Consider the following 12,522-nt stretch of genomic DNA (forward strand, 5'->3'; position numbering starts at 1 on the left):
CGATCGAGCCTTGAAGCGGCCCTCCGGAACCCCGCCTACTCGTGCCCCGCCCCGCCCCCCACGGCGGCGTCCGCCACGGGGGCCGCCTTCCGCAGCCAGCCCAGGTCCCCGGCGTCCGTGTTCATCGAGACGACCTCGGGCCGCCCCGCGCCGTAGCGGATGATCGACACCGACGCCGGTCCGACGCTGAGCCTCTGGAACAGGTCGAGGTGCATGCCGAGCGCGTCCGCGAGGATCGCCTTGATCGTGTCTCCGTGGCTGACCGCCGCCCACACCGCGCCGGCCCCGTGCTCCTCCGCCACCGCCGCGTCGTGCCGGCGGATCGCGGACACGGCCCGGGCCTGCATCGCGAGCATCCCCTCGCCGCCGGGGAACACCACCGCGGAGGGCTGGTTCTGCACCGTCGCCCAGAGCGGCTCCGTCGCGAGATCCCGCAGCGAGCGCCCCGACCAGTCGCCGTAGTCGCACTCGGTGATGCCCTTGTCGATCACCGTCGCCGGCGATCCCGTCTGCCGCTCGAGGACGAAGCGCGTGGTCTGCCGGCACCGCTCGAGCGGGCTCGACACCACGGTCGCGAGCTCGACCGCCGCCAGCCGCTCCCCGGTGCGCGCCGCCTGCGTGCGTCCGACGTCGTCGAGCCGCACTCCGGCGGTGCGTCCGGCGAGGATCCCCGCGGTGTTCGCGGTGGTGCGTCCGTGCCGGACGAGGAGGAGCGTGGGCATGGGGCCAGCGTAGGCGGCCGTGCTCCGCCCCGCCCCGTCGGACCACCGGGGCCGCACCGGCGCGTTCCGCGCGACTCCATCGCGGGACGGATGCCCCGACCGCAGCGCCTGCCTAGGGTGGAGGAGCGGCCGCCCACCGCGGCCCGGAAGGGACACACATGGACGGGACGACGCCCCCCGGCATTCCCCAGGACGGCACGGACACCGAGAGCCCCGCCGCGCGCACCGCCGCCGACGGCACCGACTCCGCGCACACCGACTCCGAGCACACCGACTCCGCGACCCCCGCGTGGGCCGCCCCCGAGGCCTCCGGCCGCCACGGCGAGGTCGCTCTGCGGATCCGCGGCCTCCGCAAGCGCTTCGGCGACAAGGAGGCCGTGAAGGACATTGACCTCGACGTCCCCGCCGGCTCCTTCTTCGGGCTCGTCGGCCCCAACGGCGCGGGCAAGACGACGACCCTCTCGATGGCCACGGCCCTGCTCCGCCCCGACAGCGGCGTCGTCACGATCCACGAGGTCGACGTCTGGAAGGACACCCTCGAGGCGAAGCGGCTGATCGGTGTCCTCGCCGACGGCGTCAAGCTGTTCGACCGCCTCACCGGTCTCCAGCTCGTCACCTACTACGGTCTGCTCTGCGGGCTCGAGCGCTCCGTCGTCGTCGAGCGGACCGACGACCTCCTCGCCCTGCTCGGCCTCGATCCGGCCGACCGCACGCTCGTCGTGGACTACTCCGCGGGCATGACCAAGAAGATCGCGCTCGCCTGCGCGCTCGTGCGCGCCCCGCGCCTCCTGGTGCTCGACGAGCCGTTCGAGTCGGTCGACCCGGTCTCGGCGGCGAACATCCGCGACATCCTGACCGGCTTCGTCGCGTCGGGCGGCACGGTCATCGTCTCGTCCCACTCCATGGACCTCGTCGAGCGGATGTGCGACCGGGTCGCCGTCATCGCCGACGGCCGCGTGCTCGCCTCCGGCACCCTCGAGGAGGTCCGCGCCGGCTCCAGCCTCGAGGAGCGCTTCGTCGAGCTGGTCGGCGGCCGCACCCACCAGGAGGGACCGGCATGGTTGCGCATCTCCTGAGGCTGCGGCTGCTCCTGCTCCGCAACTCGCTGACGCGGAACGTGTGGCAGCTGATCGGCGTGATCCTCGGCGGTCTCTACGCGATCGCAGTGCTCGGCCTGGTCGCGGCCGGCCTGGTCGCGCTCGGAGGCACGGACCCGGCGTTCGCGAACGTCGCGATCGTCCTCGGCGGCTCCGCTCTGATCCTCGGCTGGGTGCTCGGGCCGATCTTCCTGTCCGGCTCCGACCAGAGCCTCGACCTGCCCACCCTCGCGACCTTCCCGATCCCGCTGCGGACCCTCCTCCTCGGGCTCGCCGCCGCGGGCCTCGCGGGCATCCCCGGCGTGGTGACCTCGCTCGGCGCGCTCGCCTCCGCCGCCGCCTGGTGGAGCCGTCCGATCGGCATCCTGCCCGGCCTCGTCGCCGCGGTGATCGGCGTCGCGACCTGCGTGGTCGCGTCCCGCCTGATCGGCGCGCTCACCACGGGCCTGGGCTCGAGCCGCCGCTACCGCGAGGTGATCGGCGGCGTCGTGCTCGTCGTCGTCATCCTGCTCGGACCGCTCTTCTTCGGCCTGACGAACGTGATCCGCGACGGCCTGGACGTCCTGCCCGTGATCGCGGGCGCCCTCGGCTGGTCGCCGCTCGGCGCGATCTGGGCCGTCCCCGGATCCGTCGTCGCGGGCGACTGGGTCGCCGCGATCGCGCGCCTGCTGATCGGGCTCGCGACGCTGGCCGTCCTCGTCTGGGCGTGGGCCCGGGCGCTGCGGCACGCGCTCTCGGAGCCCGCCGCGTCCGGCGCGCACTCCGCCTCCGGATCCGCGGGCCTCGGCCTGTTCGGGCGCTTCCCCGGCGCCCCGACCGGCGCCGTCGCCGCGCGTGCCCTCGGCTACTGGTGGCGCGACCCGCGCTACAGCCGCGGGCTCCTCGTCATCCCCGCCGTCGTCGTCCTCGCGGTGTTCTACTCCGCGATCGGCAGCGGCGGCGACACCTTCGTGCTGCTCTCGGCCGTGCTCGTCGGCCTGATCTTCGGCGTGACCCTCTGCGCCGACGTGTCGTACGACGGCACCGCCTGGGCGGCGCACGTCAGCTCCGGAGTGACGGGGTCGGCCGACCGCGCCGGTCGCGTCGTCGCCGCCGCGATCATCGGCGTCCCTGCGGTGGTCGTCGTGGCGGTGGGCACCGCGCTGTACGCGGGACGCGCCGACGCGATCCCGGCCGTGCTGGGCATGGCGCTGGCCCTCGTGCTCAGCGGGTTCGGAGTGTCGAGCGTCGCCTCGTCGCTCGTCGTCTACCCCGTGCCCGGGCCGGGGGACAGCCCGCTGAAGACGCCGCCGGGCTCCGGGATGATCTCGAGCGTCGTGATGCTGGGGAGCATGGCCGCGACCGGTCTACTGGCGCTCCCGTCGATCGTCCTCGGCGCGATCTCGCTCATCGGCGGCGACCCGGCCTTCGGCCTGATCGGACTGGCGGCCGCCCTCGTGCTGGGCACCGTCTTCGCGCTGGTCGGCATCCGCGTCGGCGGTCGGATCGTCGACCGTCGAGCGCCGGAGCTGTTCGCCGCCCTCGTGACGATCGGCTGACGCGGGTGGCGGGGCGCGGGTGGGCGGTTCCCGCCCGCTCCCCGTCTCCGCCCCGCTCACCGCCCCCGGTCACCGCCTCCGCGAGTGCGCGGAAGTGGTCGCACTCGAGCTCGAGTGCGACAACTCCTGCACACTCGCGGGGGCCGGCGAGGACCGCGCGCGCCCACGAGTGGCCGCGCGCCCGCGAAGGCCCGCACACAGGAGCCGCGGCAGAATGTGGACATGCGCAGCCTCGAAGTCCTCCTCGATCCGGAGTCGGAGGCTCGCGTCCGCGGCCAGTGGGAGGCGCTCGAGGCGGCCGGCATCCCGAGCCTCGCGCTGCACACGTCCGCCAGCAACCGCCCGCACCTCACCCTGGTCGCCGGGCCCGAGCTGACCGCCCCGGAGCCGGGCGCGCTCGGTCCGCTGCCGGCGACGGTCGACCTGGGTGCTGTCCTCCTCTTCCCGCACGCCGGGCGCTTCGTCCTCGCCTGGGGAGTGGTCCGCTCGCCCGCCCTCGACGCGCTGCACGACCGGGCCACGCGCCTCGTGCCGGGCGGCGTCGACACCTCGCTCCGGGACGCCTGGACGCCGCACATCAGCGTCTCGCGCCGCCTCCGCGCCGAGCAGCTCGGCGACGCCGTCCCCCTCCTCGGCGAGTCGTTCACCGCCGGCCTCGCGGGCGTCCGCTTCTGGGACGGCGACACCCGAACCCTCACCGACCTCTGATCCGGGCGCCGCAGAAGCCCCCCGACGCTCCTTGCAGCCGCCTCCCCAGGTCCCTCCCTGCGGCCCTTCTCCACAGTTCCCCGGACCCCCGGGGCGGCGTCGGAGGCGGCGGGTAGAGTTCCCCGGGTGACAGAGCCCACCGCGACAGCCCTCCCCGCCCCGCCGCTCGCCGACCCCTCGGCGGAGTCCCGCGGCGGCGTCCGGAGCGACGCGGCGAGCGGCGCTGCGGGCTCCGGATCCTCCGAGGCGCAGGCGATCCTCGAGAAGGTCTTCGGCTACGGCTCCTTCCGCGGCGAGCAGCAGGCCATCGTCGAGCAGGTCATCGGAGGCGGTGACGCCGTCGTCCTCATGCCCACCGGCGGCGGCAAGTCGCTCTGCTACCAGATCCCCGCCATCGTGCGCCCCGGCACCGGCGTGGTCGTGTCCCCGCTCATCGCGCTGATGCAGGACCAGGTCGACGCCCTCCGCGCGAACGGCGTCCGCGCCGAGTTCCTCAACTCCACCCAGGACGCGGGCGAGCGCAGCCGCGTCGAGCGCGCCTACCTCGACGGCGAGCTCGACCTGCTCTACGTCGCCCCGGAGCGCTTGGGCAACGAGGGCATGAAGCAGTTCCTCGCCCGCGGCCGGATCGCCCTCTTCGCGATCGACGAGGCCCACTGCGTCAGCCAGTGGGGCCACGACTTCCGCCCCGACTACCTCGCGCTGGGCGAGCTCGCCGAGCGCTGGCCCGACGTCCCGCGCATCGCCCTCACCGCGACCGCCACCGAGGCGACGCACCGCGAGATCACCTCGCGCCTGCACCTCGGCGCCGCCCGCCACTTCGTCTCGAGCTTCGACCGCCCGAACATCCAGTACCGGATCGTCAACAAGGTCGAGCCGCGCAAGCAGCTGATCGACTTCCTGCGGCGCGAGCACGCGCACGACGCGGGCATCGTCTACGCCCTCTCCCGCAAGAGCGTCGAGGCGACGGCCGAGGCGCTGCGCTCGGCGGGCTTCGACGCCGTCGCGTACCACGCGGGCCTCGACGCGCGGGTGCGCGCCGCCGCCCAGTCGCGGTTCCTCCGCGAGGAGGGGGTCATCGTCTGCGCGACCATCGCCTTCGGCATGGGGATCGACAAGCCGGACGTGCGGTTCGTCGCGCACATCGACCTGCCCAAGTCGGTCGAGGGCTACTACCAGGAGACGGGTCGCGCCGGCCGCGACGGACTGCCGTCCACCGCCTGGCTCGCCTACGGCCTGCAGGACGTGGTGCAGCAGCGCCGGATGATCGACGAGTCGCCGGGAGACCTGGCGCACCGTCGGCGGATGTCCGCGCACCTGGACGCGATGCTCGCGCTCTCCGAGACGGTCCAGTGCCGACGGGTGAACCTGCTCGCCTACTTCGGCCAGGAGAGCACCGCCTGCGGCAACTGCGACACCTGCCTCGAGCCGCCCGCCTCCTGGGACGGCACCGTCGCGGCGCAGAAGTTCCTGTCGACGGTCGTCCGCCTCAAGCGAGAGCGCAACCAGCAGTTCGGCGCCGGTCACATCATCGACGTCCTCCGCGGCAAGACCACGCCGCGCACCACCCAGCACCAGCACGACGGCCTGGCCACCTGGGGCATCGGCGCCGAGCTCAGCGACACCCAGTGGCGCGGAGTCGCCCGCCAGCTCCTCGCGCAGGGCCTGCTCGGCGTGAACGACGACGGCTTCGGCACGCTCGTGCTCACGCCCGCGTCCGGCTCCGTCCTCAGCGGCGAGCGGAAGGTCGAGCTGCGGCAGGAGCCGGAGAAGCCGGCCCGCTCCAGCGGATCCTCCCGCTCCGGGCGGTCCACCGTCGCCGAGCTGTCGGGCGAGGCTCAGCCGCTGTTCGAGCGGCTCCGGGAGTGGCGCGCCGCGCAGGCCCGCGCGCAGGCGGTGCCGGCCTACATCGTCTTCAACGACGCGACCCTCCGCGAGATCGCGACCGCCGAGCCGGCGACGATGGACGCGCTCAGCATCATCGGCGGCGTCGGCCAGAAGAAGCTGCTCACCTACGGCGAGGCCGTGCTCGCCGTCGTCGCGGGGGAGAGCCCCGAGATCGCCGTCCCGGAACCCGGCGAGGAGGCTCCCGCTCCCCGCCGCGCGCCGGCCGCCCGTGGCGGGTCGTCCCGCTCGCAAGGGGCGAAGCCCTCGTTCGGCCGCGAGTCGTCCGGTCCGCCGGTGTCCGCCGCGCAGCCGCCGGAGGACGACTGGGTGCCGCCGGACGAGCCCGACTGGGAGCCCGGCTGGGACAGCTACTGATCCGTCGCTGAGGCGCGCGGTTCACCGCCCGACGGAGGCGGGCGCCGGCGCGGGCGATCGTGTTCCGGGCTCCGCGTCGACGATCGTGCCCATCTCGTCACCGACGCGAGCGTCCTCGGCCCGACGCACCGACGAGCGCCCTCAGCCGTTTGCGCCCGTCGACGCCATCCACCCGCCGAGCAGCGTGCAGCAGAACGACACCGCGAGACCCGCCACCGGCACCCAGAACGCGATGCGCCGCCGCACCAGCAGCACGATCGAGACGACCAGCGCCGCGACGAACGGGACCCACACTCCTCCTGCGGCGAGGACCATCCCGCCCTCGATCAGGCCGATGTCGCAGGCGTTCGATCCGCCGCACGAGTCGCTGGCCATCGCGAAGAACAGCCCGAAGAACGACAGCAGCAGCGTCACCGCGGAGGCCACGAGGATCAGCACGATCGTCAGCACCAGGTCCCAGACGCGGACCGGGCGCCGATGCGGCACCCCGGATCCCGGCGCGGCCGGAGGCCCGGGAGGCGCTGCCGCGACGTCCACGGGCGGCGCACCCGGAGTCCCGAGAGACGCGGGCGAGCCGACCACGGGCGGCCCGGCCGCCGGCTGTCGGGCGGGCGGAGGGGGAGGCAGCGGCGGCTCGCTCATGCCGAGAGACTAGCGACGCGTCCTCCGATGAGGCGCCCCTCCTCCGCTGGGGTCCGCAGGGACAGCCCGTTCAGCACACGGACGGGCCGTCCCCTCCTCCGCTCCCGTCGGCAGGGACAGCCCGTCCAGCGCACAGACGAGGCGCCCCGCCTCCGCCTGGTCGGTTCCGACAACGCGCTTCCGCCTCCGCCCGGCGCCGTTTGTGCCCGGGCGACGGAACGTTTCCGCCGCGCCGCCGCGCGACCTACCGTGCGAGGACCGCCTCCGCTGCCGCGCCCGTCGGCGCACGACGCACCGGGAGCGGCCCGAACCGCAGACGGTCGAAGGGACACGAACACCATGGTCAGCACCGCTCCCCACCCCCGCTCCGCCGCCGACGCCGCCGACCGGGCGGCCACCGGGCGCACGCGGGCCCGGCGCTCCCGCTCGGGCTCCATCGCGCCCACGCCGCCGGTGGACTCCCTCGGCTCCGAGGTCGACGCGCGCCTGGACGAGGACGGCGCCCCCGCCGTCGACGTCGCCGCCCTCGGCGAGACCCTGCTCGGCGCCTGGCGCGAGCAGCGCCTCGCCAGCCGCGCCCTGACCGCCCGCCCCGAGCTGCACCGCACCGACGGCCTCCCGATGAAGGAGCACCGCCTCCGCGTCTCGGAGCAGATGCGCGTGCTCGCGGCCGAGGGCGGCGTGCACCGCGCCTTCCCGGTCGACCTCGGTGGCGAGGCCGATCACGGCGGCAACATCGCCGGCTTCGAGGAACTGGTCACCGCCGACCCCTCCCTGCAGATCAAGTCCGGCGTGCAGTGGGGGCTCTTCGGCGCCGCGGTCCTGCACCTGGGCACCCGCCCGCACCACGAGAAGTGGCTGCCGGGGATCATGAGCCTCGAGATCCCGGGCGCCTTCGCGATGACCGAGACCGGGCACGGCTCCGACGTCGCGTCGATCGCCACGACCGCCACCTACGAGGACGGCGAGTTCGTGCTGCGGACGCCGTTCCGCGCGGCCTGGAAGGACTACCTCGGCAACGCGGCGGTGGACGGGCGCGCGGCGGTCGTCTTCGCGCAGCTGGTCACCCGGGGCGTGAACCACGGCGTCCACGCCTTCTTCGTCCCGATCCGCGACGAGCAGGGCGCGTTCCTGCCGGGCGTCGGCGGGGAGGACGACGGCCTCAAGGGCGGTCTGAACGGGATCGACAACGGCCGCCTCCACTTCGACGGCGTCCGCGTCCCGCGCGAGAACCTGCTGAACCGCTACGGCGACGTCGCCGCCGACGGCACCTACTCCTCGCCGATCGCGAGCCCGGGCCGCCGATTCTTCACCATGCTCGGCACGCTCGTGCAGGGCCGCGTCTCGCTCGACGGAGCCTCGGTCGCCGCGGCGAAGATCGCGCTGACGGTCGCCGTCACCTACGGCGATCAGCGCCGCCAGTTCACGGGCGGCGGCGAGCGGGAGGAGGTGCTGCTCGACTACCAGCGGCACCAGCGCCGCCTCCTGCCGCGCCTGGCCACCACCTACGCCGCCGCCTTCGCGCACGAGAAGCTGCTGAAGGCGTTCGACGAGGTCTTCTCCGGCGCGAACGACACCGAGCAGTCGCGGCAGGACCTCGAGACCCTCGCCGCGGGGCTGAAGGCGCTCTCGACCTGGCACGCTCTCGACACGCTGCAGGAGGCGCGCGAGGCCTGCGGAGGCGCGGGCTTCCTCGCCGAGAACCGGCTCACGCAGCTGCGCGCCGACCTCGACGTCTACGCGACCTTCGAGGGCGACAACACCGTGCTCCTCCAGCTGGTCGCCAAGCGCCTGCTGACCGACGTCGGACGCCGCTTCAAGGGCGCCCAGCCCGCGGAGCTGGCGCGCTACGCCGCCTCGCAGGTCGCGGGGGCGACCGTCGACAACTCGGGTCTGCGCCGTCTGGCCCAGGTCGTCGCCGATCGCGGATCGACGGCCCGCTCGGTCGGCCAGCTGCGGGAGGACCAGCGCGAGCTGCTCACCGGCCGCGTCGAGAGCATGGTCGCGGGGATCGCCTCACGGCTGCGCCCGGCGTCGAAGCTGCCCTCCGACGAGGCGGCACGCCTGTTCAACGCGCACCAGAGCGAGCTCATCGAGGCGGCGCGCGCGCACACCGAGCTGCTGCGGTGGGAGGCGTTCACGGAGGCGCTCGCCGGCGTCGAGGACGCGGGCACGCGCACCGTCCTCACCTGGCTCCGCGACCTGTTCGGCCTGAGTCTGATCGAGAAGCACCTCGACTGGTACCTCATCCACGGGCGCCTGTCGTCGCAGCGAGCGATCGCGGTGACGTCCTACATCGACCGCCTGCTCGCGCGCATCCGCCCGCACGCCGCCGACCTGGTCGCGTCGTTCGGCTACGGGCCCGAGCACGTGCGCGCGGCGATCGCGACCGGCGCCGAGGCGGAGCGCCAGGAGGAGGCGCACGCCTGGTACGAGGCCGCCCGCGCCTCCGGCACCCTCCCCACTCCGGAGAAGCGCCGCTGACCCCTCCGCGAGACGCCGCTCCGGTACGCGACACGCCGCGCGAGGCGTACCGGAGTGGCATCCCGCGGAGACAGGACGGGCAGGGGCGCGTCAGGACGCGAGGAACGCCAGCGCCTGGTCGCGCTCGGCGCGCAGCTCGAGCACGGACTCGTCGATCCGCGCGCGGGAGTGCGCGTCGATCTCGAGCCCCTCGACGATCCGCCACTCGCCGTCGACGGAGCGGACCGGGAACGAGGAGATCAGCCCCTCCTCCACCCCGTAGGAGCCGTCCGACTCGACGGCGGCCGAGGTCCACGACGTGCCGTCGACCCAGTCGCGCACGTGGTCGATCGCGGCGGAGGCGGCGGACGCGGCCGAGGAGGCTCCACGGACCTCGATGATCTCGGCGCCGCGCTTGGCGACCCGCGGCTCGAACTCCGTGTGCAGCCACTCGGCGTCGACCAGCTCGGGCACCGGCCGTCCGCCGACGGTGGCGTGCGTCGCGTCGGGGTACTGCGAGGCGGAGTGGTTGCCCCAGATCGCGACGCCCTCGATCGCGTCGACGGGGGCGTCGAGCTTCGCGGCGAGCTGCGCGAGCGCCCGGTTGTGGTCGAGGCGCGTCATCGCGGTGAAGCGGCCGGCGGGGATGTCCGGGGCGCTGCGCCGCGCGATCCAGGCGTTGGTGTTGGCCGGGTTGCCGACGACCAGCACGCGGATGTCGGAGGCGGCGTGCGCGTTCAGCGCGTCGCCCTGAGGTCCGAAGATGCCCGCGTTCGCGGCGAGCAGATCGGCGCGCTCCATGCCCGCGCTGCGCGGCCGGGCGCCCACGAGGAGGGCGACGCTCGCGCCGTCGAACGCGGCGGCCGGGTCGTCCGTCGCCTCGATCCCGCGGAGGAGGGGGAAGGCGCCGTCCTGCAGCTCGAGCGCCGTGCCCGCGGCCGCGCGGAGGCCGGAGGGGATCTCGAGCAGGTTCAGGCGGACGGGGACGTCCGGCCCGAGGAGCTGACCCGAGGCGATGCGGAACAGGAGCGCGTAGCCGATGGCGCCTCCCGCTCCCGTGACCGTGACCGTGACCGGAGTGCGCTGCTGGTTCATGCGCCGAGCGTATTCCCGTCGGCTGGGGGAGGGGGAGGAGTCAGCCGGACGGCGGGCCCTCGGCGGGAGGCGCCGTCGACCCGCGGAGCACGAGCTTGTTGCGCAGCCGCACGTGCGGCTCGGCCACGCTCCCGCCGTCGATGAGCGTCAGGAGCGCCCGGGCGGCAGCGCGCCCGACGCGGTGCAGCGGCTGCCTCACCGTCGTGAGCGCGGGGACCACCCGGGAGGCGTCGGGCACGTCGTCGTAGCCCACGACCGACAGCCGCCCCGGCACCGAGAGGCCCAGCGCCCGGGCCGCCTCGATCACGGCGATGGCGGAGGCGTCGTTCGCGGCGAAGACCGCCGTCGGCCGGTCGGGCAGCAGCAGCAGCTCGTGGGCGGCGACGAGGGAGGGGTCGTGCCGGTAGTAGCCGACCCGTACGAGCGCGGGGTCGTAGGGGAGGCCGGCGTCCGCGAGCGCCCGCTGGTAGCCGGCGCCGCGCCGGTGCGACGACTCCAGGTCGGGGCGGCCCGCGACGAAGCCGATGCGGCGGTGGCCGAGCCCGATCAGGTGGCTCGTCGCCAGCTGCGCTCCGCCGAAGTCGTCGGTCGCCACCGAGTGCAGCTCGGTCTGCGCGGTCAGCGGATCCACGACGACGAGCGGCAGGTCCGACGAGGGGATCACGCCGGAGGGAGTCACCAGGATCGCCCCCGCTACGTGCGCCTCGGTGAGGCGCCGCAGGGACTCCTGCTCCCATCCCGCCCGGCCCCGGCGGCTCGCCCCGCTGCCGGCGAGGAGGTCGAACCGGGTCCCCCGCAGCGCCGTCGCCACTCCCTGCAGCACCTCCGTGCCGAACGGCTCGAAATCGCCCAGGAGCACGCCGATGACGCCCGAGCGCTCCGCGCACTCCGTCGTCACGACCTCCTGCTCGGCCTCCGCCGTCGCCGCCCCTGCGGACATCCTCGTCCCCTCCCGCCGTCCCCGCCCGGCCGCGGCGGAACGCGGTGATCTCCTCGCTGCGCTGCTCCGGACGGTTGAGAACACGTCCTTGCAATCGGGAATGTTCCCGGTAACATTGCCCGCAAGACTAGCTGAGGGAAAGCTCAGCAGTCGAGAGAGACGAGTGTCGGGCAGCCTTTCTCCCCTCAGTGCTGAGGGGGTCGAGAGCTGGAGCTCGCGTGGCCACGCTGTGGAAGCCGCCGCGCACGAGCCGTCCGCCGCTCTCCGCGCGTCCTGCGCTCCAGGCGCGGCCGAACGCCCCTCGGGCTGCGCCGCGCTCCGTCCTCTCGCGGCCTCGGGCCGCGCCACCACTCCGCGCCGTCCGGCGCTCGACCTGATCGGCGACGATGCCGATCGAGTGAGGAACACCATGTCCACGCGACGCACCCCCCGACCCCTCTGGCTCGTCCGCTCGGGCGCCGCTCTCGCCGGCTGCCTGCTCCTGTCCGGCGTCGCCGCCGCGGCCGCGGCCGCCGACACCGAGTACGGCTCCGACGACGTCGACGTGAACGTCAGCATCGAAGAGCTGGAGCAGCCCGGCGCCCTCTCGATGTCGATCGACGGCACCTCCGCCACGCTCGCCGAGGAGGGCTCCACCCCGACCGTGCGCGCCTTCACGGGGCAGCTGCCCGACGTGACCGTGACGGACACCCGGACCGTCGACGAGATCCCGGCCGGAGCCGGCTGGTACGTCCTCGGCTCGGCGAGCGCCTTCACCGGCGACGCGGACCAGGAGGACATCTCCTCCGACCACCTCGGCTGGACGCCGGTCCTCGTGGACGGCGGCGAGTCGGGCCTCGTGTCCGAGGGCGACCCGGTCGACACGATCCTCGACGAGGGCGCCGACGCCGTGGGCCTGTTCGACCAGGAGCTGCTCGCGCTGTCGCTCGACTCGCAGGAGACCGCGACGGACGGGTCCTGGACCGTGTCCGCGGGCCTCACCCTGAAGACCGAGGCCGACGTCGCCCCCGGCGACTACTCCTCCGTCCTGACGCTGTCGCTGTTCGAATGACCCC

At 74.4% G+C, this 12,522-nt stretch carries 10 protein-coding genes; 6 read left to right on the forward strand and 4 right to left on the reverse strand.

Going from position 1 to position 12,522, the window contains the following annotated elements; all coding sequences use genetic code 11:
* Positions 1–35: 35 nt before the first annotated feature.
* Positions 36–722 (reverse strand): histidine phosphatase family protein, encoded by a 687-nt coding sequence (locus C5C59_RS05570; protein ID WP_104238837.1) that lies wholly within the window; start codon positions 720–722, stop codon positions 36–38.
* A gap of 158 nt (positions 723–880) precedes the next feature.
* On the opposite strand from C5C59_RS05570, the gene C5C59_RS05575 reads away from it, so the two are divergent.
* The 4 genes from C5C59_RS05575 (at position 881) to recQ (ending at position 6,327) form a co-directional block, all read left to right on the forward strand.
* Positions 881–1,798, forward strand: a complete 918-nt coding sequence (locus tag C5C59_RS05575; RefSeq protein ID WP_104238838.1) for an ABC transporter ATP-binding protein — start codon at positions 881–883, stop codon at positions 1,796–1,798.
* A complete protein-coding gene (locus C5C59_RS05580) occupies positions 1,780–3,357 on the forward strand; it encodes a transporter (protein ID WP_104238839.1) in 1,578 nt (525 codons plus the stop codon). Before C5C59_RS05575 ends, C5C59_RS05580 begins: the two co-directional genes overlap by 19 nt.
* Positions 3,358–3,579: 222 nt before the next feature.
* Positions 3,580–4,065, forward strand: coding sequence for a 2'-5' RNA ligase family protein (locus tag C5C59_RS05585; RefSeq protein WP_104238840.1), 486 nt, complete (start codon positions 3,580–3,582; stop codon positions 4,063–4,065).
* A gap of 126 nt (positions 4,066–4,191) precedes the next feature.
* On the forward strand, positions 4,192–6,327 hold the full coding sequence (gene recQ / locus C5C59_RS05590; protein ID WP_181134834.1) for a DNA helicase RecQ: 2,136 nt from the start codon (positions 4,192–4,194) through the stop codon (positions 6,325–6,327).
* A 141-nt stretch (positions 6,328–6,468) separates the two neighbouring features.
* Here recQ and C5C59_RS05595 read toward each other — a convergent pair whose 3' ends face one another.
* A complete protein-coding gene (locus C5C59_RS05595; protein ID WP_219812463.1) occupies positions 6,469–6,969 on the reverse strand; it encodes a DUF6264 family protein in 501 nt (166 codons plus the stop codon).
* Positions 6,970–7,308: 339 nt separating this feature from the next.
* Between C5C59_RS05595 and C5C59_RS05600 the strand changes: the two genes are divergently transcribed.
* Positions 7,309–9,453: an acyl-CoA dehydrogenase gene (locus C5C59_RS05600; RefSeq protein WP_104238843.1), complete on the forward strand. Its 2,145-nt coding sequence runs from the start codon at positions 7,309–7,311 to the stop codon at positions 9,451–9,453.
* A gap of 90 nt (positions 9,454–9,543) precedes the next feature.
* On the opposite strand, the gene C5C59_RS05605 is transcribed toward C5C59_RS05600, so the two are convergent.
* On the reverse strand, positions 9,544–10,527 hold the full coding sequence (locus C5C59_RS05605; protein ID WP_104238844.1) for a malate dehydrogenase: 984 nt from the start codon (positions 10,525–10,527) through the stop codon (positions 9,544–9,546).
* 40 nt (positions 10,528–10,567) lie between these two features.
* Positions 10,568–11,467, reverse strand: coding sequence for a substrate-binding domain-containing protein (locus C5C59_RS05610; protein WP_181133517.1), 900 nt, complete (start codon positions 11,465–11,467; stop codon positions 10,568–10,570).
* A 409-nt stretch (positions 11,468–11,876) separates the two neighbouring features.
* On the opposite strand from C5C59_RS05610, the gene C5C59_RS05615 reads away from it, so the two are divergent.
* Positions 11,877–12,518 (forward strand): hypothetical protein, encoded by a 642-nt coding sequence (locus tag C5C59_RS05615; RefSeq protein ID WP_104233676.1) that lies wholly within the window; start codon positions 11,877–11,879, stop codon positions 12,516–12,518.
* Positions 12,519–12,522: the final 4 nt, after the last annotated feature.

Origin of the sequence: Rathayibacter sp. AY1F4 (genome assembly GCF_002931775.1) — a bacterium.
Taxonomy (GTDB): Bacteria; Actinomycetota; Actinomycetes; order Actinomycetales; family Microbacteriaceae; genus Rathayibacter.